The sequence below is a fragment of the Rathayibacter sp. AY1C4 genome, from assembly GCF_002932195.1.
Classification (GTDB): Bacteria; Actinomycetota; Actinomycetes; order Actinomycetales; family Microbacteriaceae; genus Rathayibacter.
Window position 1 is genome coordinate 35,710 of record NZ_PSWE01000014.1, and the last position, 19,696, is coordinate 55,405.

Genomic DNA, 19,696 nt, shown 5'->3' on the forward strand with positions numbered 1-19,696 from the left:
CGTGGTGAACGTGCACCGACCGAGCGGGGGCCGGACGACCGCGGGTGCGGCGTCCGACCCCCGTCACGGAACGGGGTGTCAGGCGGTGGCGGTCTCGTCGGTCGAGGTCTCGTCGGTCGAGGTCGCGGCGGCGTCGGCCTCGGGGGCCTCCTCCGCGGCGGGGGTCTCGGCCTCGACGACGGCCTCATCGGCGGTCTCGGCCTCGGCGTCGGCGACCTTCTCGGTCTCCGCGCCGGCCTGCTCGTTCGGCTCCTGCACGTCGGCGGCGGGCGCACCGGTGGAGAGCAGCTCCTGCTCCCACTCGGCCAGCGGCTCGACGGCGGAGACGTTGCCCTCGGCCTCGGGCTTCTGGTGGCGCTGGATGAGGCCCTCGGCCGCGGCATCGGCGACGATGCGGGTGAGCAGGCTCACCGAGCGGATTGCGTCGTCGTTGCCCGGGATCGGGTACTGGACCTCGTCCGGGTCGCAGTTCGTGTCGAGGATGCCGATGACCGGGATGCCCAGCTTCTTGGCCTCGTCGATCGCGAGGTGCTCCTTCTTGGTGTCGACGACCCAGAGGGCCGACGGCGTCTTCGAGAGGTTGCGGATGCCGCCGAGCGACTTGTGCAGCTTGTCGAGCTCGCGCTTCTTGATGAGGAGCTCCTTCTTGGTGAAGCCGCTCTTCGACGTGTCGTCGAAGTCGAGCTCCTCCAGCTCCTTCATGCGGGCGAGGCGCTTCGAGACCGTCTGGAAGTTGGTCAGGAGGCCGCCGAGCCAGCGCTGGTTCACGTAGGGCTGGCCGACGCGGGTCGCCTGCTCCGAGATCGCGTTCTGCGCCTGCTTCTTGGTGCCGACGAAGAGGATGGTGCCGCCGTGGGCGACCGTCTCCTTGACGAAGTCGTAGGTCTTGTCGATGTAGGCCAGCGACTGCTGGAGGTCGATGATGTAGCTGCCCGAGCGCTCGGTCAGGATGAAGCGCTTCATCTTGGGGTTCCAGCGACGGGTCTGGTGCCCGAAGTGGACGCCGCTGTCGAGCAGCTGGCGCATGGTGACGACTGCCATGAGTCGTTCTCCTTGTCTCGGGGCCCGGGCGCACGACGGCGCCGAACTCCCGTTCGGTTGTCTGCGACGGCCGGTCGGCACGTCGCCCTGGCGCCCGGCGCACTCCCGCCCCGGCCGCGTGAGCGGAGAGGGACCGTGGGGAGCGGAGGCCGAATGGGCGCGCGTAGTCACCCCGACGAGCGAGGTGCTCCGTGGAGTGTAGCACCAGGACGGCCGCCTCCCCCGCTGCTGCGGGAGGGCGGCCGTCGGGGCTCAAAAAGACCGGTGCTACTTGCGCGCCGACTTCATCACGGTGCGGATGTGCAGGGTGTCCATCTCCTCCAGCGAGCGGCCCTTGGTCTCGGGCACGAACATGAAGACGAACACGAACGAGATCGCCGCGAAGGCGGCGTAGAGGCCGTAGGCCAGGGTGAGCGAGACGTCCTGCGAGAGGATCGGGAACGTCACCGTGATGGCGAAGTTCGCGATCCACTGGGCCGAGGCCGCCAGGCCGAGCGCGGCCGCTCGGATCCGGTTCGGGAAGATCTCGCCGAGGAGGACCCACACCAGCGGGCCCCAGGTCGCGCCGAAGAAGACGACGAACGCGTTCGCCGAGACGAGGGCGATCGGCCCCCACTCGCCGGGCAGCGAGACGTCCTCTCCGCTGATCGTCGACTGGCTGAAGGCGATGGCCATCAGTGCGAGCGAGACGGCCATGCCGGCCGATCCGACCAGCAGCAGCGGCTTCCGGCCGACCTTGTCGACCAGGAAGATCGCCACGAAGGTGACGACGACGTTCACGACCGAGGTGAAGACCGAGATCGCGAAGGAGTTGGACTCGTCGAATCCGACCGCGCTCCAGAGCGAGGTGGAGTAGTAGAAGATCACGTTGATGCCCACGAACTGCTGGAACACCGACAGCAGGATGCCGACCCAGACCACGGGGAGCAGGCCGAGGGCGGGACCGCGGAGGCTGGAGCGCTTCGCGTTCTCGGAGTCCTCGTCGATCTTCTTCTGGATGTCCGCGAGCGCCTCGTCGACCTCGTCGCGCGGCGTGACCGTCGCGAGCACCGCGCGGGCGTCCTCGGAGCGGCCGCGGGTCGCGAGGTAGCGGGGCGATTCCGGCAGGGTCAGGGCCAGGAGGCCGTAGATGACCGCAGGCACGGCACAGGCGATGAACATCCAGCGCCAGGCGGCGACGCCGAACCAGAAGGGCTCGGAGGCGCCGTCCGCGCCGTTCGCGATGAGGGTGTCCGAGAGCAGGGCGGCGAAGATGCCGAGCGTGATCGCCAGCTGCTGCAGCGACGCGAGAGCTCCGCGGATGGCCTTGGGCGCGATCTCCGAGATGTAGGTCGGAGCGATCACGGAGGCGATGCCGATGCCGAGGCCTCCGACCACGCGCCAGAGCACGAGGTCCCAGACCGCGAACGCCGCGCCGGCGCCGATGGAGGAGATGAAGAAGAGCCCGGCGCCGAGCAGCATGACCTTGATGCGGCCCCAGCGGTCGGCCAGGCGCCCAGCGAGGTACGCGCCGAGCGCACAGCCGAGCAGCGCGGAGGCGACGGCGAAGCCGATCAGGGCGGCCGAGAGCTGGAACTCGCCCTGCACCGCCTCCACGGCACCGTTCACCACCGACGAGTCGAAGCCGAAGAGGAAGCCGCCGACCGCCGCCGCGATCGCGAGGCCGATCACCTTCCTCTTCAGCTTCGCCGCCGAGGGGTTCGGGATGTCCGCTCTCCCGCTGGTCGTGTCAGATCGTCCGCTGGTCATGGTCGTCTCCGATTCTCGCCGCCGGTGGGGGCGGGGTGCCGCTCCCGAGCCGGATCACCGGCACGTTACTCCTCGCCGCGGCACCGCCGGGACGGGTTGCGCTCTCCCCCGGCCGATGTCCTCCCTCCACAGCCGGGCCCGTCGCGCTCTCCTCCCCTGATCCGCTCGGCCGACCACCGGTCTCGGACCGGCTCCAGGAGGGTGGCCGCATGCTCCGATCCCGACTCCTGCGCCCGGGCGTGTTCGCCCTCGCCGCTCTGCTCGTCGGGGCGCCTCTCGGCGCCTCGCCCTCCGGCACCTCGTCCCCCGGCCGGTCCGACCCGCGGTGGACCTCCCCCGTCGCGGGCTTCTCCGTCGTGGAGCCGTGGGGCGCGCCAGCGCACCGCTACGCCCCCGGGCACCGCGGGATCGACCTCGCCGCAGCGGCCGGGCAGCCCGTGGTCGCCGTCGCTGCGGGTACCGTGTCGTTCTCGGGCAGGGTGGTCGACCGGTCCGTGGTGAGCATCGTGCACGCGGACGGTCTGGTCTCGACGGTCGAGCCGGTCGACGGATCGGTGACGGCCGGGCAGGTCCTCACCGCGGGCCAGCCCGTCGGAGCAGTGGGTGCGGGCGGCCACTGCGACGGGAGGTGCGTGCACCTCGGCGTCCGCGAGGGTGGCGACTACGTTTCGCCGATGCGGTTCTTCGGCGGGATCCCCCGGGCGGTGCTCCTGCCGATGGACGACATGGCGCAGGGTGTTCAGCGAGTGGCGCGGAAGGGTGCGTCCAGCGACTCGCGCGTCCGGTCAGGCGCGGGGGTGGGCGAGGCGGTAGGCGTCGCGGATCCGCTCGGTCGAGACGTGGGTGTAGATCTGCGTGGTGCCCAGGCTCGCGTGGCCGAGCAGCTCCTGGACGGCGCGGAGGTCGGCTCCGCCGTCGAGCAGATGGGTCGCCGCGGTGTGGCGGAGGGTGTGCGGACCGGACGGTCCGGAGCCCTGCCCGCCGTCGAGGAGCCTCGCCACCACGCCGTAGACCGTGCGCGGCGTGAGGCGCGCGCCCCGCCGTCCCAGCAGCAGGGCCCCGCTCCCGTCGCCGGTGGCGAGAGAGGGTCGGGCGCGCTCCAGGTAGTCGACGAGCGCCTCCTTCGCGGGGACGCCGAACGGGACGACCCGCTGCTTGGCGCCCTTGCCGGTGACGAGCACGGTGAGCCGGCCGAGATCGACGTCGCCCAGGTCGACGGCGACCAGCTCGGAGACGCGGATGCCGGAGGCATAGAGCAGCTCGACGATCGCGAGGTCCCGCAGCGCCACCGGGTCATCGGTCGCGCCTCGCGCCGCGACCGTGTCGAGCACCTGTTCCGCCTGCGGGAGCGTGAGGACCCGCGGCAGTGTCCGTCCCGACTTGGGCGTCTTGAGGCGTGCGGCGACGTCGACGGGGAGCCGCTCGGTCCGATGCGCCCAGGAGGAGAAGGAGCGGACGGCCGCGGTGCGCCGGGCGAGGGTCGCGCGGGCGATCCCCGACTCCGACTCTCGCCAGAGCCAGTCGCGCAGCAGCTCGAGGTCGAGCTCGGCGGTGAGGAGCCGCCCCTTCTCCTCCGTGTGGGCGATCAGGCGCGCCAGGTCGGAGCGGTAGCCCTTCGCGGTGGCGGGCGAGAGGGACCGCTCATCGAGGACGTACCGGAGGAAGTGCTCGACCGAGTCGGCGAGCGTCTCGCCGGTCATGATCCGTCCGGAATCCGCGACCAGAGGTCGATGCGCCCCTGCTCGTCGAGCCCCTCGAGCCGCTCGATCAGGTCGGTGCCGAACCGCGTCGCGATCGGGGCCGGTGCCGTCGGCACGAACGAGGCGGCCACCGTCTCCGGGTGGACGTGGACGAGCGAGAGGCTCTGCGCTCCGTCGACGCCGGCGAGCTCCCGCTCGGGCGCTCCGAGGTCCATCGTGTAGCTGGTGGCGCCGGCGACGAGCACGGGCACGCCCGCGAAGGTCGCAGCCGTGGGGTAGTGCAGGTGGCCGCCGAGGATCGCGCGGACGTCGGTTCCGCGCACCACCTCCTCGAGGCGGTCGATCCCCCGCAGCTCGAGCACGGTCATCGCGCCGAGCGGCGTGGGCAGCGGAGGGTGGTGCAGGGCGAGGATCGTCCCCAGCGGGGCCGGTGCGGCGAGCTCGTCCTTCAGCCAGGCCAGCTGGGCGTCGGTGAGGTCGCCGTGGTGGAAGCCGGGCACCGCGCTGTCGAGCGCGATGAGCCGGAGCCCGCCGAGGTCGACGACCTGGTCCACGGGTCCCGCGCCCGCCGGGTCCTGCCCGAGCAGCACCCGCCGGAACGCTCCGCGCTCGTCGTGGTTGCCCATCACCCAGACGATCGGGCAGCCGAACCGCTCGCCCACGGGGTCGAGCTGCTCGCGCACGCGCCGGTAGGCGTCCTCCTCGCCGCGGTCCGCGACGTCCCCGGTCACCACGATCGCGTCCAGGCGTCCGCCGCGCTCGGCCAGCCGGTCGACCGCCTGCGCGAGGCGGGCGACCGTGTCGACCTTCCCGTAGAGCGGAGCGCCGTCGGCCAGCAGGTGCGTGTCGCTCAGATGCGCGATGACCCTGTCGGGGGCGCGGAAGTGCCCGAGCTGCGGGCGCTCTCCGCCGTGTCCTGCTGCCGTGGCGTCCATGCCGCTCCCCTCGCCGATGCCCCTTCAGCGTAGGGCGGACCGCCGACAGCGCCGCGGCGGCGGGGCCGCCCCGTGCACGGATTACCCGTGCAGCAGTTCGTGGACCGGCGGCTGCGCCTCGTAAAGACGAAGCAACGTCGGCATCCGCATCCGCATCGGCGTCAGCGTCAGCGTCAGCGTCAGCGTCAGCGTCAGCGTCAGCGTCAGCGATGCACGGTACAAGTTCGCTGTGTCTTGCGTGACATCGTGAAGGAAGAAGAATCGGAAAATCTCAGAGGTGCCATTTATACAGATTGCATAATCGTTGGTCGCCGCACCCCTAAGCACGGAGGAGCCTTCACCGTCTCCGAACCACTCCTGACCAAATACCGGTGTCAGCCTGCCGTTGAACATGTACGTGGACTTCGGGAAGTAGAGGACGCCGTTGCGACTAGCAGAGATAATTGCGTTACGTATCGAAGCCAGATCGTTTGTGCCGTAGGACGCTCGTCCGCCGGTCACTGAGTTGACTGCAGGCGTGGCCAGTGTCACTTGCGTCGCTGACGTGACTGACAGGATCGTGGTGGACAGCGTGGTCTTCGAGGTGGAGGCGTTAAGCAGCCCCGCGTCGTCAACGAAGATGATCTTGCCAACGTCTCCAGCACTGAATGATGCCGATGCTGATGTCAGGACTGCGCTGGACGCTGTCATCACAGCGTCAGTGAGTTGAAGCCCGTCCCCGACCGCTCCGAAGTCCGTGACGTTGTTGAGCGGCCGACTGTTTGGGAGGCTCGTGCGCCAGGAGAACGTTCCACCCGCGTCGCTAGCAATGACGCTGTTCAATGCGGCACCGGTGGTCATCTTGAAGAGGTCGCTGCTCGTTGTCCCCGCGACGTCGAGCGCGCTTGAGGGCGTTTTACCGATGCCGAGTCGAGAGTTGGATGTGTCGAACTGTCCCACGACGGACTGAGCTGACCTTTGGATGACGACGCCATCGACGCGGTTCTTCGCAGTCCGCAGCACCACCTTTCCTCCAGGGACACCGGTGCCGGTGCCGCCGCCTGCTCCATTCGCGATCAGGACTACGTCGCCGCTAACACCGTTCGTGCTGCCAGCGGGTGCGGCGCCTCCGTTGCCAGAACGAAGGGTTAGGTTTGCACCCCTACCCGCGACGTTGCTGCTCGTCCCAGTTGTGGCCCCTCCGCTCGGACCCGACATCATCGCGTTGGCTCCTGCGGTTCCGTCTGACGCAGCGGTTGATGGCGAGGTTGGCGCGACCAGGACAGGTCCGGTGAAAGTTGCGCCCGAGACGTTGGCCTTGAGAGCTAGTGCGGCAGCTTGAGCAGCAGAGACGGGTTTGTCTGCGTCGCTCGTGTTGTCGACGCTCCCCAGGCCTACGTGCACCTTTGTGATACCCGTAGGTGTCCCCGTGAACGCTGGTGAGGCCAAAGGCGCCTTGAGCGCCAACGCGCTACTCGTCGCGCTCGACACCGGCTGCTCGCATCGCTCGTGTTGTCCACATTGGCGAGCCCCACGTCACCCTTCCCGAGGGTGACGGCGCCCTGCTTGCCTGCGACCGTCTGAACGGGCGCGGATGCAGCTGCTTGGAACGCGTCAACGAAGCCAGCCGGGTTGCTGGCGTTGTACTTCGCGTTCAGAGCCGTCTGTACGGCCGTGGAGACGGGCTTCGCTGCGTCAGACGTGTTGTCGACCAGGTTAAGGCCGATGTCGGCCTTGGAGAGGACGACGTTGCCAGTGCGGCCGGCGACGGTGCGAACGTCGCCACGTAGGTCCAGCCCATCAACGAGCTCGTCAACGTAGGTCTGGTCGGCCTTCGTCAGTACGGCGTCCTCGATCGCCTCGAGCGTGCCCGCTGTCACGGTGCCAGCGATGACCCATCCGACCTGGACGATCTTGCGGATCGATCCCTCGGTAGCACGTTCGAGTACGAGGCTGTCGCCGCTGACTGAAGTGATCCGTGCGATCTCAGCGTTGTCGTAGCTCGGGTCCTTGCCGTACGGCGCTAGGGTCACAGGCATGTCAGGAGCAAAGAGGGAGCCGTCGCCGGGAGCGACCTTGAAGGTAGTGCCCGTCGTGCGATCGGTTGGCACAGCGGCCAGGAGAGACTGAGCTAGGTTGCGGTGAGAATGAAATTGCATCTACCTCCTAATAAAACGCATTGACCCGACATTGAACACACAAAGGGGACTCACGATCGACGCTTTCTGGGACAGCTCATTCTGGGAGTTCCTCACCGCAATAACGCAGGTGGCAGGTGGTGCACTAATCGGTCTAGGGACGGCTCTGTTCCTCAGTTGGCGCAACAACCGCCGAGCCGACGTTGTCTATGAGCGCGACCGTAGAAGTGCGAAAGAGGATGCGAAGGTCGAGCACGACAGAGCAGATGAGCTTCGATGGATCGCCGACATCCGTCAGATGGGCATCGAGACGCTCGCCGCTTCGAACGAAGCGCTTTCTGCTGGGCGGTGGATCGCCCAATCCCGCTTGAAGGTCGTCGACGGACCGATTCCCGACGAACATGACAGTCTTGTGAGGTTGGTCGGTCAGCTTGAACGGCTTAGTAACACGCGGGCAGCTATGATGATCTACGCCCCAGATACGCTATACGTTTCAGCGGAAAGACTTGGCGACGCCGCACACGCTTTACTGGATGCGAAGCCGGAAACAGTCGACGAGCTGAGCGACGCGGTTGGGTCAGCTCAGGGGAAATTCATCTCCACGATCCGTGAGATTCTACACATCGACAAAGCTGGAACGTCGATGTGGGAGGCGAGTTCGCGATGATTGATTTCACCACCTCGACCGCCCCCTGGGTCTTTGTGGCAGCGTCGGCTCTGCTTGGAACCTTGCTAGGCGGTTTCCTGAGTTGGCTCGGTGCACGACTAAACGATCGGGCCCGCGCCAAACGCGAGGCGAAGGCGCGGTGGGATGGCGATATCCGCACATATGCCGCGTCGCTTCTTCAGAAATCCCACGAGCAAACTAGAGCCGTCAGGACGATTCGCCACCTGTATCGAAACCCTGCTCTTCTCGCTTCCGGAGGGGGTCACCTTGAGCTTCAGCGCCAGGCGATAGCAACAATTACGCCTACCCTATATGCGGACGTGAACGGCCTCTACCTGATCGCCCCAAAGGCCATTTCTCAAGCCGCTCATCGGGTCGCTAATGCAACTATGGACGCGGCTATGAACCTGAACGACAGCGGTCAAAGCCTGCTGGAAGTCAACCACGCTAAGGAGCACTTCGTCGACAAGATACATCAATACCTCGACATCGAAAAGAGTAAAGGCAATCTGCAGCTCTTTCCTAAGGAGGAGGAGCAGTGACCGGGGCGCCGTGGTGGGGTGTTCCAGTCGTAGCTGGCTCATTTCTCATTCTTGGTGCGATCCTGGGATTTGTCTTCAACAGAATCAACGAAGGGGCAAAAGCGCTCCGGGAGGACTCGGTCCGGTGGAGCAACAACATTCTGCTAACGGCTACCGACTTCAGGCGAGCGATCGTGGCAGCTACCGATGGCCTGCTTTCAGTCGACTCGATGCGGGAAGATTGGCTGAACATGGGCGCAGACGAATATACGGCAAATCAGCCAAAAAAGCAGATTGAAATCCACCAGAATTTGCACACAGCGCGCGCTTCCGCGGACGACCTCGCTCTCATTGCCCCTTCATCTGTTCACGCTCAGGCAATGCAGTTGCTTGCCTTTGCCGACGGCGTTAGAGGCAAGAACGAAGCACTGCCTCTCAATTTTGACGACCGCCGAGCGGCTCTTCTCGCTTCCTTCCGAGCCGAAGTCCGAACGGCATTGAAAGTAGAACCCACCAAGAAAGGCTACTGATGCTCGACTTCAACACTTCAACCGCTCCTTGGTTTTACGTTGCGGCATTAGCCGGTGCCTTCACTGTCATTGGCGCACTCGTGAGTGCACTCGGAACCTGGGTGAATGAACTGATAAAATCGAAGCGAGCGACGAAGGCTGCAATCGTTGCCGATCTTGCAGGTCTTAGCGACAGCCTCCTGAAAGCGACTGACTCAGTTCGCGACGTCGCCCTCTACCGACTGCCCCGATCAGACCTGGACTATCGGCCGCACTGGGAATCTAAGATGCCCAAAGCAGTTACGGAGCTGGCCGAGGCAACTCGCCAGTTTCGTTTCAATGGACCGAAAAAGCTCGTGCAGGGTGCGATTGCGCGCGACTTGATTGAAGCCACCGGGCGGCTGGCGAGCCCCGTATTTACCAGTGAAGAGATCACCTTAGAGCTATCATCTCAACGACTGGCGGCCAGGAAATTTCTCAACGAGTCCCGGCGACTGCGGGGCCTCAAGCCGCTCACCATTCCGAAGGCTACTGATCATGGACACAAAGCGATCGAAAATCATGTGACTGACATGATGAAAGTAGTTGCCGACGCGTACGCTCGCCCAGAAGCACCTACTGAATTGCAGAAGCTAGCGAAAGAATCCTCCGAGCCGACCAGTCATCCTCTCGCAGAGAAGAAGAGCACCCCCGATGAGAGTGCTCCTGCTTCTGATCCGGACAAGTCCTAGTCTCGCGTTGCTGCTTCGATCGCCGCAACGATCTCGTCGCGCTTGTTATCGATCGTGACGTCCAGTGTCAGCCCATCGGCCTCCGCCTGCGCGAGCAGCTCAGCCTTCGTGAGCGGCTTCGTGACCTGCTTGTCCTGCGTCGCTGCCTCGATCAGCTCGACGTTGAACTGACCGTCCTCGGTGATCTCGGTGACCTGCTCGTCGGTGAGCGGGCCTTCGTAGCCGTACGCCTTCGTCACCGTGACGCCAGCGCGGATGCGCTGGGCGTACGGGAAGTCCCATGGGAGCGTGACCTTGCCGGCCAGCAGGGGCATCGGCTGGTCCTTCGTGGTGTGGTCGATCTCCTGGCGATCCTTCCAACCCCAGTTGTTCTTGAGACTGAACGCAGCGCCGGTGGCTGCACGACCGTAGAGCTGAGACTCCGCGTACTCGTGGCAACGGTCGTACGCAGCTTGTACCGATCCGAAAAACTCGTCTCGATTCCGGTAGTTGACCAAGGTATCGCGGTCTACCTGAAGCGCTCTGGCAAGTCCTGAAACCGTGTAGGGCTGCTGCTCTGTCAGAACCCCACGGCGGAGCCAGGTCGTCTCGCCTTTCTGGTTCACTCCCCCATCGACAAGGCGCTGCTCAACATGCGGGTCGCAACTGTCGAAATAAGCTTGGACCACCTGGTCAAGTTCCGCAACGTTTGCGATCTTGAGCGGCCGTCCGCCTGCGTGTTTATCGGGTTGTGTTGAAGCGACTGTCATATGGCTCTATTTAGACACACAAGGCAATAAAAAGGAACTACCTGTAGTTGACCAAGCAAGTGGAGCTTCCTTGATTTATACCGTTCCCCGAGACGACTAAGCAAGATCCGGCTTTGTTCTGCACGTAAAGCGCCATCTTGAGATCATTGAGATCATAGTCGCCAGTGCCTTCAGGATTATTCGGCGTCACCTCGGTTGGGTAAATCATGTAGTAGTCGATTGGGGTCGCCGCGGTATCGGTGGTGATCAAGAAGCTTCCAATGCCCTGCGTGGGTGTCGACTCACTAAGACGACAGAGATCGCCGATCGGCACCGTATTACGCAAGTGCCTCATCTCCCCGACCACTTTCTCGGTGGCTGGCCAGGCGAACCCATTGTTGTCGACAGACGAAAGACTTGCCTTGAAGCGGACCGTTTCAAACGAGTAGACGCTGAGGTCAGTACTGCCATACAAGCTTGCGAGATAGTATTTGCACTTTTCAGGGAATTGCGCGCCGCCAACCGTTACAGGCTCATACCACTCCAGAGTCAGTTAAGACCGGTAGCCGTCAGTTGTTTCGAAATCGAAAACAGAACTGGACGCAACAGCAGACTCGGGGAATGGGCCAGCGGGTGCGGGAGGAGCCACAGCGACTGGTGGCTGCGAAGTCGCAGGGGCGACCGGAGAAGGAGTCTCTGACGGAGATTCAATTGCTGTCGTCTCCACCTTCGATCCGGTACACGCAGCGAGCAGAATGATCATGATTCCAGCCGCAAAAGCGGCTCCGTACGTGCGTCGCATCGCGGCGTCCTCTCGGGTGTGGTCGGAAGCTGGCGGACGGCTTGCAACGACCTAACAGGCCGCCGGATTCGTTGCCGCAAGTACCGAGTAGGAGAAAAGCATAGTTACCTTGCCCTGTTCTAGCTCTGGCGTCTGGCAAATAGCCGGTGCTGTCGATACGCTACTTTCTGCCATCACCACGAACGAAACAGGAGCATTCAAAGCGGCGACCAGAGCCGGCTCTTGGTCCTCGGGAATATCGGGGATCGTCGTCGATCTCTGTCCATCTTGAACTGGAACAGAGAGAACGTCACCAGGTCCCATGTCTGCTGGGGGCAACACTCCCAAGAAGAGGTAGCAGAACGACGATGACTTTTTCAAGACAACTCGAGAGTCACGAAGAGTGTTGCTGTCAAGAGCACAGACCGGTGAAGCTATGTCGTAGACGGTGGCCACGTCCACAACTGCTCCGACGTAAGCCGCTCGGCCCTCTGTCGTATTCTCCCAAGTCGCCGGCAACAGCCCCAGCATCACGAGATCCGTGAATCCAGGCGCCGCATTGGTGATGCTGCTGTCGTAAAGATCCTCGACTACCGGGACAGTCATTCTGCCGGTGTAGCCATCCGCCGTGGTGTAGTTCACGACCAAATCGTCCGGAACGACGCTTGTCGGCATGGGGGTCGGCGCGACACTTGGCTCCTCCTCCGCGACCGGTGCGTAAGTGATGCACTCTCGCTCCAACTCAATGGAGGTCTTGTCGGTGTATACGTTTCGAGGCATTTCCGAGTATGTCGCGCACGGAGTGTCGACAGCATCCTCTGCGACATCACCGCCATCTGACGAGCAAGCGGTGAGCAGAACAAGGCTGAGTCCAGCCGCAACAGCGGCTCCGTACGTGCGTCGCATGGGCGCATCCTTTCGGGAGGTGGTCGGACCGTAGCGGAGAACTGTGCGTTTTCACAACCGACGGGACATGACGTCTTCAGCTCTCCACCACGTAGTCCACCAGCACCTTCGCCTTGCAGCGCCTGCACCCGCGCACGACTAACCACGCCGTGCCCGTGAAGCCGACGTTCTCGGCCGTGACGGTCTGCTTGAACGTCTCCCACGTGTGAGCGCAGGTCATCGGCTTGGTGCGGGCGGAGCGTCGGGCCTCAGCCGCGAGCTTGATGCGCGCGTGGAGGGCGGAGCGGAGGGTGTCGAGGTGGTCGGTCACACGATTGGTTCCGGACTCTTCAACGCCGATTTGTGTCCATCTCCGCACGTCCAGGTCTGCACGTAAACGACTCGCCCCTCCTCGTCATGCGGAATGATTCCTTCGAGGTACCTGATCCTAGGTGAGATAGATGGCACCGTTGTGGCTGCCATTACAGCGCCGCATTGCTCGCAGATCAACGTCCCGATCATCCGAGGAGGTCCGGGTTCTCGTGGATGTTGCCGATGATCATGTTGGTATGAACGTTGCCGAGCGCCCCAAACAAAAACTCGCGGTGTCCGTCAGGTTTCTCGATATACCAACCAGCAAACTTCTCGCTGAACACCACGCAGAAAGCTCCTAGCTCAGTGCCCACGATGTCGCCCTCGTAGATCTCGACGCCGTTCTTGTCGCGGAGGCCGGTGAACTGCTCCAGCACGTAGTTGCTGCTGTCGTACAACCCGAACTCGGCCGGATCGTTGGCGTAGATGAGCACCCCATCCTCTGGCTGAATCGCCAGCCCGCGCGGGTCGATCAGCGAGTTGGTGTCAGTGTTCCAGCATCGGAACTTGATTTTACGCCTCATCGCTGACCTGAGCGGGTGATGGCGACCAATTTAGTTCGACCGCGATGCGATACAAAACGTATCCTGCCCTATAAGCTGAACTGCGCTGACGCAGTACCACATCGAGTGCAGCAACGGCATCTTTGATTGGCTTGAGCAGAGCGTCGGCGGATGCAGCCACGAGAGCAAAATCATCCACGATGTCGCTCATCGCTGACCTCGCCCATAGTCGCTATACGTTCGCGCTAGCTCGGTGTCGTACTGCACCAGAGTGCGGTGTGTGCGAAGCAGGTTGAGGATGAGTTGCTTGATCTTCTTCATTGAAGTGGTTCCTGTTTAATTGGGATTTCATAATGCGCCTATCGCTCCAAATAGTCAATACTATTCTTGCGTTATAGGTACTGCTCATACTTTCCGCTGGTATAGACCGACCATGGCGTGAACGATCCGCGTGCCTCGTAGATGCGCCACGCGTTCGCCACGTTGGTCGTCGGGTTCAGCAGCTCGTCGCAGCTTGGTCGCCCGGCCAGCACGCGAACCTTGATGAGCCCGCAGCTCATCCCTTCGCGCCGGCCGCTCCCCTGGTACGTGTGAGACTCAGGTCGCCGATCGCGCTCGGGTTGCAGCCGCTCTCGGCTCGCATGACCGCCAGCGCCACATCGACGTCCCACGTGTACTGCGCGACGAGCGAACGGTACTGCTCACAGCCACTCGGTGCTGCTGGGCCCTCTACGACCTGCGGAGGCGTCGCCAGTGGCTTGATGAGCTCTACAGGCGGTTCGAGTGCCGTCTCGGTGTCTGGCGCGGTAGAGACGGCTTCTACTGGCGTTGCTCTAAAGACGCGGACGCCACGGGCTGGTTGACCTGCGCCATGTTCTCACTGCGGAGGAACCAGCCAGTGATGATGCCAGCGACGCCGGTCGCAAAGATCGTGACGAGGAACCATGGGAGGACGCGTGAGGCGAGGATTCGCTGGAACGCATTCCGTTGCTTTGATGGGATGAACTTGTCTTCGTGTTGTGTGTTGCTCATATTCAGTTGTCCTTGTTTAATTATGCTTACTTGACTGTGACGAACGTGATCCTGGCGGGCGTTCGGTAGTCTGTTATTGCTATTAGGTCAGTCATGTATGTGTTCCTGTTTATTCGACTGGCTTTAGTTAAGCACGAACGTAATGAATAGTCAATACTATTCTTGCAGAGTCCAGATGCCACAGCCCTGCGAACTAAACGAGAAGTCGCTCGCGTTTACGTAAGCCTCGATGCGTAGTCCAGAGGTCACGAAGTTATTGGCAATGATATTTCCGGCTGCGTCCAATGTTTCCCAATAGCAATTTGTCACTTCGCCTTCAAAGACGTAGGTCCCAGGTACAATGTCGGCGCCAACACGGAAGGTGCCGTTCCCTACTCGCTTCTTCTCTGCTCTGAGACGAGCATCTTCGGAATTCGTAGCCACCTTGTCGGCGATGATTGCTTGCACCTGCCCCGCCGCCGGGTTGGTCGGACAGACCATCAGGGCCGCCTGGATCTCCTTGACCTGACCCTCGGAGTAGGGAGTTGTAGGGCTAGTCGCGTAGCCCATGGTCGGAAGCGCGCACGTCTCGTACAGGTAGACGATCGCCTGGATGTCCGTGTAGCCGGAGACCGCGAAGATCTCCTTCTGCTCAGCCGAGTAGGTGTTCCCAGTCGGGAAGGCGTCGCATGACTTGAACTCCATGCCTGACGCCCAGACCGCCTCCATAGTTGCGAACTCAAATTTCTTGTAGTCCGCATCGTTGCAGGTAAACTGGTAGGTCTTTCCGTCCGGAGTCGGAGTCGGAGTCGGAGTCGGAGTCGCCGTGGGGGTAGGACTCGCAGTCCGAGTGGGCGTCGGTGTCGCGGACGTAGTCTCCGCCACAGGATCCCCGGAGCTGGCACAGCCAGAAAGAAGCAAGACCGCTGCCACTCCCATCGCTGAGATGTGAACCCGGAACTGACGCACTGCTTCCATGGGTCGGAGCCTAGCCGTGGAGGGTCAGACCCGTCGTACCGCGTTCGCCCACACCCACGCGTCGAGTTTCGTGCCGTCCGACATGCTCCACTCCACGTGGACCGCTCGGTCGTTCCACTCAACCGCGAACGCGTCAGTGATGACGGGCTGCTCTTGGAAGCGCACCCACGCGCGTACTGGGACGGCCGGCCCACGTCGGACCGGGCAGTTCGCCTCGTCGAGCTCCTCGGCACTGAGCGACACCGGCCTCGGGCGCACTGCTGCCTCCGTCACGAGCTGCTGCGTCAGGCGGTCGTAGTGATCCTCGTAGCGTCGGTTCGAACCCATGACGTCCGACCGTAGTCGAACGTCTGTTCGAACGCGAGGGGGCACAGCGTGTCCTACGGTGGTGCCATGTCCTATAACGCAATCGTCGTTCAAGTGATGGTCTCCGGACCAAGTGACCTACCGCGTGAGCACGTGAGCGCCATCCATACGGCGATGCGCAAGTGGAATGTCGAACTCGGTCGAATCTTCGCCGTGCATTTCAGTCCGACCGACTGGCTCGAGGGTGCGAGCCCCGCCTTCGGTCCACATGCTCAAGCGGTGCTGAACGCTCAGATTGTGCGGGAATCCGACATGGCAATAGTCGTATTCACGGACCGTATGGGGACTCCAACACCCGACTATCCCTCTGGTACGGCCGAGGAGATCGCGCTTTTCCTCGAAGACGGGAAGGAAATTGCAGTCTTCGAAAACCAAACACCGAGACCACCGATCTCCGCCTGTAACACGAGCGCTCAAGAACAGCAGGCGACGCTAAGAGCATATATTGCCGAGATCTACGCTTCAGCCTTCGTAGCATCGTATAACTCCGAAGCCGACTTGCTGGAGAAGACGCGGACGCTTCTCACCCGGCTTGCAACAAAGGTCAAGACCGAAGCGGAAGCTGCTACCGCTACGGAAAGTGGAAACACCAAAGACGGAAGCCAGGCAACCCCAATCTCGACGAACTCGACCGACGAGCCGATTCCGACGGGCGGGGTGTGGCCGAGAGTCGAGCTCGAATCTTATCAAGAACACGTCAACGGGAAGATCCGACAGCGGAGACGATGGTTTCTAGTGCTGGAGAGCAATCTACCGTACCCCGTGACCAATGTCTATTTCAACTATCAGGACAATGACGGATCAGATATTGATGATTTCGACCTCGGGCCACGCCTCGGTTACGATCACCCTGCCGTACAGATCCTTGCGCCACAAGGAAGTCAACGTTTTAGCATCAGCCAGTCAATTGCTTCGCCTGGTTCTGCGCTTTGCGTAGTTTATTGGACCGCACCTGACGGAGAGGAGCACCACACTTCCGCCTCTGTGCGGACGGTCGGTTGACATAGACCCCTTCTCCCCTACTACTGAGGAGGCCACCCGATGGACCGATCACAACCTACTCGTACGTCACGGCCAATGCTCACGAGGCTTCCCTCGGCTTGACAGTTGGGTTCTGTTCAACCGCGACTTCTTGGTAGTTCGAGTACTCTGTAAGAGAAGCGATTTGACGTTTAGTCACGGCTCACTACACCTGAGGGTGCTCGCTCTTGCTGCCTTGGCTTGTTCTTGCACTCCACGGAGGGACAGGGGTTACGGCTAGCGGTGCAGTTTTGATTGAAGATATGTGGTCAGAAGTGAAGCACGTTACCGCTTCGTCTAGGGTGCGACCCCACCGAGAGAATCTCCTCGCAAATTCCGACCAGCTATCCTCAACAGTTATGTGCGTGCAGGGAGCGTCATCTTGATTAGAGATGGGCTCGAGCACGTCGCCCGCATCCAGGAGCATCACGCTGAACTCGTAGAGCGCGTGGGCTGGGTGAACCTCCTGCGTGAGGACCGGAGCATCGGTCTAGACGAAGCTGAGGCCAGTCCAGATTTCTGGGCCTGGGCTGAGGAGAACGAAGACACGACCGACCAGGCGCTCGACGAGCTAATTCGGTCGCTCGATCTTCAGACGCACGCTGCACTCGCTCAGCTCTCGCTCGCTGGTCTGACAGAGCGCACGCTGCTCCTGCGCAGTCGGAAGCAGGGTGACGGAGCGCTCCATGCGTGAGTCATCCGGACCAGTAGCGAAGAAGTGCAAGGGCTGCCGTACGGCGATCACCGTCTACAACACGATCCAGAATCGCTGTCGAAGCTGCACGATCGCACGAGCGAAACCCATACCCCAGCAGGGTAAGCAGGCTCGGCTCTGGTCGACGTTCCGCGATGAAGTAGCGCGGCCGTACCTCGACAAGAACTTCGGACGCGTCTGCAGCAGGGAAGGCTGCACCGTCATGACCAACCTCGACGTGGATCACATCCAGAAGCGCGGCTCCCACCCGGAGCTGAAGTTCGTGGTGAGCAACCTCCGCTACCTGTGCCGGACCCACCACATCGAGGAGACGGATCAACTGAGGTGGTCGAAGACCGCCTGATCGCTGGTGCGACTGCGCGACGACCCGTCGCGCTGAACATCCACGATCAGGGAGGCGTCATGACGACCGCACTCGTACTACCGGCAACCGAAGACCCGTACCTATGCGACCTCACCAGCGCAGAGCAGATCCACTCACTCGTCGACGGCTGGTTCGAGATCCTCGACCTCATCGAGCCCGAAGCGACGCTCTGGATCAACGACGAGGCCGCGCTCAACAACAAGCCCTTCAACCAGCACGCGATGTGGCTGCTCCTGGCCCACTCACCCAACGTGAGCACCAGCCCGTTCCTCCGCGGCTCGATCGTCCTCACTGGACCAAAGCGCAACAACGAGGACGGCCTGAGCGACGTGGACGAGTACTTCGTCGACCTCGTCATCCGAGGCTCGCGGTTCACCGCCGAGGTGTGGCTGAAGGACGCGACCGACTGGAAGGACATGAATATGCCGTTCGACACCTGGAAGTCCGCGTATCAGTCCGTGCTGAGCCTGAAGGAGCGCTGGGCGGAGGTCGAGCGAACCCGAGTACGTCCGCTCCCCTGAACGTGAAGAGCCCCGCAGCCAGCGGGGCTTCTTCTTTGCGACACGCCCGGGATTTAGACACGCCAGAACAAGGTGTGAGGTCTTTCGGCGACGACCCCTGCACACCACAGAGCACCTAGGAGCCGCATAGGAACTACTAGCGGCGGACGGCGAAGTCAAGTTGATTCGTCATGGCCCGGGGTGCTACTTGAACGCTCGGTATTGTGATTGCAGGTAGAGGGCGGAAACGAGACGTCCACACAAGTGCGGCTCGATGGTCGCTGAGGGAAGGGAATCATGTCCACGAACGAGTTCGAGAAAGAGCGCAACAACGAGGCTTGGCGACGGGTGGGGGTGGTCGCGACTATCGGCGGTGCCGTTGTCAACTTGATCCACATCTTCGTCAGGAATTGAAAGGGCACGTACCCCCCGCGAGCAGTCGGGTCGCTCAAGCGGGAGATACGGGCGTCGGTGGACCGGTCAGGAGCTGGGCTTGTAGCCCTTGCGACGGCCCTTGAGGCCATCGGCGTTCTCCAGCACGGCATTGATGTTCGGCGCGAGCTTGTTGAACTCGGCCAGGGTGACGACCATCTCGGTCGTCTGCCCGTTGCGGATCTCCAGCGACACCAGGTTGGCGGCGGGCTTGAGATCCTTGACCTCGATCGGGAGAGCGTCGAACTGCTTCGGCTCATCGAGATCGGGGTGGCTGCGGACGACGATCGTGACGATCTCGTCCTCGGTTGCTACCGCACCAGTGAGGTCGCTGACGCGAATTTGGCGGAATCCCATTGGGATCACACTCCTTCTAGTTGGTGACCTGCACGGGATGTGTCGGCCTGCGCATTAGTAAGAAGCATGGGGAGTAGAACGTAAACCGCAGAAATTACAACAGACTTAACTACCCCCGTTTGAGATACTAGAAGTACATGCAAGACCAGTTTGACCTCAGCACCTTTATCGACGATTCCACCCGCGCAAGCGGAGTCCCGTTTAAGGTCGAGGATCAAGCAGTGATCACCTCTGCCGCGACCATGGTGGCGTCGCGGCGCACCGAAATCGTCTCTTAGCTGCCTGACGTCGCGGAACATCCGAGCGGCACCCACCCCACGACGACCCTTTTCGGGCGTCTCCGACCCACTCAGGGCGTGGTGTGCTTTGCTACTTCTTACGTCTTCGAGGAACAGCACTCCGCGGGTGGCGCGGGCGACCGCGCCGGGACGGATGCGGCCGCTGCCGCCGCCGACGATCGCCGCGGACGAAGCGGAGTGGTGCGGACTCTCGAACGGCGGCCGGCGCACCAGAGCGCCACCGGTCGGCGCTCCGACGAGCGAGCGCATGCAGGTCGCCTCCAGCGCCGCCTCGTCATCGAGGTCGGGGAGGATGCCCGGCAGGCGCGAGGCGAGCATCGTCTTCCCGGCACCGGGAGGCCCCAGCAGGAACACATGGTGCCCGCCCGCCGCCGCGACAGCTAACAGATCGGCGACGCCACTCCCCTTAAGTGGG

Annotated in this window: 23 protein-coding genes and 2 pseudogenes; 8 read left to right on the top strand and 17 right to left on the bottom strand. The window is 62.7% G+C overall.

Annotated features, from left to right (window positions below):
* Positions 1 to 78 precede the first annotated feature (78 nt).
* The gene (gene rpsB, locus C5C99_RS08905; protein ID WP_104232498.1) at positions 79 to 1,041 is read right to left on the bottom strand and encodes a 30S ribosomal protein S2; all 963 of its coding nucleotides are present in this window, start codon (positions 1,039 to 1,041) and stop codon (positions 79 to 81) included.
* Positions 1,042 to 1,308: 267 nt separating this feature from the next.
* Positions 1,309 to 2,790 carry a sugar porter family MFS transporter gene (locus C5C99_RS08910; RefSeq protein ID WP_104339955.1) on the bottom strand — a complete coding sequence of 494 codons (1,482 nt, stop codon included), beginning with the start codon at positions 2,788 to 2,790 and terminating at the stop codon, positions 1,309 to 1,311.
* 209 nt (positions 2,791 to 2,999) lie between these two features.
* On the opposite strand from C5C99_RS08910, the pseudogene C5C99_RS17680 reads away from it, so the two are divergent.
* Positions 3,000 to 3,452 (top strand): annotated as a pseudogene (locus C5C99_RS17680) (murein hydrolase activator EnvC family protein); the annotation flags it as partial.
* A 123-nt stretch (positions 3,453 to 3,575) separates the two neighbouring features.
* Here C5C99_RS17680 and C5C99_RS08920 read toward each other — a convergent pair.
* The 4 genes from C5C99_RS08920 to C5C99_RS08935 all read right to left on the bottom strand — a co-directional run bounded on the left by C5C99_RS08920 (position 3,576) and on the right by C5C99_RS08935 (position 7,515).
* Entirely contained in the window at positions 3,576 to 4,490 is a 915-nt protein-coding gene (locus C5C99_RS08920; protein WP_104288326.1) for a tyrosine recombinase XerC, read from the bottom strand.
* The gene (locus tag C5C99_RS08925; protein WP_104288325.1) at positions 4,487 to 5,425 is read right to left on the bottom strand and encodes a phosphodiesterase; all 939 of its coding nucleotides are present in this window, start codon (positions 5,423 to 5,425) and stop codon (positions 4,487 to 4,489) included. Before C5C99_RS08925 ends, C5C99_RS08920 begins: the two co-directional genes overlap by 4 nt.
* An 81-nt stretch (positions 5,426 to 5,506) precedes the next feature.
* Entirely contained in the window at positions 5,507 to 6,430 is a 924-nt protein-coding gene (locus C5C99_RS17115) for a hypothetical protein (protein ID WP_181074571.1), read from the bottom strand.
* 368 nt (positions 6,431 to 6,798) lie between these two features.
* On the bottom strand, positions 6,799 to 7,515 hold the full coding sequence (locus C5C99_RS08935) for a hypothetical protein (protein ID WP_146085486.1): 717 nt from the start codon (positions 7,513 to 7,515) through the stop codon (positions 6,799 to 6,801).
* Positions 7,516 to 7,594: 79 nt separating this feature from the next.
* Between C5C99_RS08935 and C5C99_RS16750 the strand changes: the two genes are divergently transcribed.
* The 4 genes from C5C99_RS16750 to C5C99_RS16765 are packed head-to-tail and all read left to right on the top strand — an operon-like array spanning position 7,595 to position 9,970.
* Complete coding sequence (locus C5C99_RS16750) at positions 7,595 to 8,209, top strand: hypothetical protein (protein ID WP_146085487.1); 615 nt, start codon at positions 7,595 to 7,597, stop codon at positions 8,207 to 8,209.
* Entirely contained in the window at positions 8,206 to 8,751 is a 546-nt protein-coding gene (locus tag C5C99_RS16755) for a hypothetical protein (RefSeq protein WP_146085488.1), read from the top strand. The genes C5C99_RS16750 and C5C99_RS16755 overlap by 4 nt, the downstream gene beginning before the upstream one ends.
* The gene (locus tag C5C99_RS16760) at positions 8,748 to 9,260 is read left to right on the top strand and encodes a hypothetical protein (RefSeq protein ID WP_146085489.1); all 513 of its coding nucleotides are present in this window, start codon (positions 8,748 to 8,750) and stop codon (positions 9,258 to 9,260) included. The genes C5C99_RS16755 and C5C99_RS16760 overlap by 4 nt, the downstream gene beginning before the upstream one ends.
* A complete protein-coding gene (locus C5C99_RS16765; protein ID WP_146085490.1) occupies positions 9,260 to 9,970 on the top strand; it encodes a hypothetical protein in 711 nt (236 codons plus the stop codon). The genes C5C99_RS16760 and C5C99_RS16765 overlap by 1 nt, the downstream gene beginning before the upstream one ends.
* Here the strand turns inward: C5C99_RS16765 and C5C99_RS08945 are convergent.
* From C5C99_RS08945 to C5C99_RS08970, 9 genes are all read right to left on the bottom strand, one after another.
* Positions 9,967 to 10,719 (bottom strand): terminase small subunit, encoded by a 753-nt coding sequence (locus C5C99_RS08945; RefSeq protein ID WP_104339959.1) that lies wholly within the window; start codon positions 10,717 to 10,719, stop codon positions 9,967 to 9,969. The two genes, C5C99_RS16765 and C5C99_RS08945, sit on opposite strands and share 4 nt — an antisense overlap.
* Positions 10,720 to 10,756: 37 nt before the next feature.
* Positions 10,757 to 11,173, bottom strand: coding sequence for a hypothetical protein (locus tag C5C99_RS16770; RefSeq protein ID WP_146085491.1), 417 nt, complete (start codon positions 11,171 to 11,173; stop codon positions 10,757 to 10,759).
* A gap of 378 nt (positions 11,174 to 11,551) precedes the next feature.
* The gene (locus C5C99_RS16775; RefSeq protein ID WP_146085492.1) at positions 11,552 to 12,385 is read right to left on the bottom strand and encodes a hypothetical protein; all 834 of its coding nucleotides are present in this window, start codon (positions 12,383 to 12,385) and stop codon (positions 11,552 to 11,554) included.
* Between the two features lie 76 nt (positions 12,386 to 12,461).
* Entirely contained in the window at positions 12,462 to 12,695 is a 234-nt protein-coding gene (locus C5C99_RS08950; protein WP_104339960.1) for a hypothetical protein, read from the bottom strand.
* Between the two features lie 187 nt (positions 12,696 to 12,882).
* The gene (locus C5C99_RS08955; protein ID WP_104339961.1) at positions 12,883 to 13,260 is read right to left on the bottom strand and encodes a YopX family protein; all 378 of its coding nucleotides are present in this window, start codon (positions 13,258 to 13,260) and stop codon (positions 12,883 to 12,885) included.
* Positions 13,250 to 13,450, bottom strand: coding sequence for a hypothetical protein (locus tag C5C99_RS16780; protein ID WP_146085493.1), 201 nt, complete (start codon positions 13,448 to 13,450; stop codon positions 13,250 to 13,252). Before C5C99_RS16780 ends, C5C99_RS08955 begins: the two co-directional genes overlap by 11 nt.
* Positions 13,451 to 14,058: 608 nt before the next feature.
* A complete protein-coding gene (locus C5C99_RS08960; RefSeq protein WP_104339962.1) occupies positions 14,059 to 14,271 on the bottom strand; it encodes a hypothetical protein in 213 nt (70 codons plus the stop codon).
* Positions 14,272 to 14,427: 156 nt separating this feature from the next.
* On the bottom strand, positions 14,428 to 14,955 hold the full coding sequence (locus C5C99_RS08965) for a hypothetical protein (RefSeq protein WP_146085494.1): 528 nt from the start codon (positions 14,953 to 14,955) through the stop codon (positions 14,428 to 14,430).
* 297 nt (positions 14,956 to 15,252) lie between these two features.
* Positions 15,253 to 15,555 carry a hypothetical protein gene (locus tag C5C99_RS08970; RefSeq protein WP_104339964.1) on the bottom strand — a complete coding sequence of 101 codons (303 nt, stop codon included), beginning with the start codon at positions 15,553 to 15,555 and terminating at the stop codon, positions 15,253 to 15,255.
* 66 nt (positions 15,556 to 15,621) lie between these two features.
* Between C5C99_RS08970 and C5C99_RS16785 the strand changes: the two genes are divergently transcribed.
* From C5C99_RS16785 to C5C99_RS08980, 3 genes are all read left to right on the top strand, one after another.
* Positions 15,622 to 16,596 carry a hypothetical protein gene (locus C5C99_RS16785; RefSeq protein ID WP_146085495.1) on the top strand — a complete coding sequence of 325 codons (975 nt, stop codon included), beginning with the start codon at positions 15,622 to 15,624 and terminating at the stop codon, positions 16,594 to 16,596.
* Positions 16,597 to 17,531: 935 nt separating this feature from the next.
* Positions 17,532 to 17,672 (top strand): hypothetical protein, encoded by a 141-nt coding sequence (locus C5C99_RS17120; RefSeq protein WP_181074572.1) that lies wholly within the window; start codon positions 17,532 to 17,534, stop codon positions 17,670 to 17,672.
* A gap of 59 nt (positions 17,673 to 17,731) precedes the next feature.
* Entirely contained in the window at positions 17,732 to 18,214 is a 483-nt protein-coding gene (locus C5C99_RS08980; protein ID WP_104339966.1) for a DUF3846 domain-containing protein, read from the top strand.
* 459 nt (positions 18,215 to 18,673) lie between these two features.
* Here the strand turns inward: C5C99_RS08980 and C5C99_RS08985 are convergent, their stop codons facing one another.
* Both C5C99_RS08985 and C5C99_RS17505 read right to left on the bottom strand, forming a co-directional pair.
* Positions 18,674 to 18,982 carry a hypothetical protein gene (locus C5C99_RS08985; protein WP_104339967.1) on the bottom strand — a complete coding sequence of 103 codons (309 nt, stop codon included), beginning with the start codon at positions 18,980 to 18,982 and terminating at the stop codon, positions 18,674 to 18,676.
* 380 nt (positions 18,983 to 19,362) lie between these two features.
* Positions 19,363 to 19,671: pseudogene (locus C5C99_RS17505) on the bottom strand (ATP-binding protein); the annotation flags it as partial.
* Between the last annotated feature and the right edge of the window lie 25 nt (positions 19,672 to 19,696).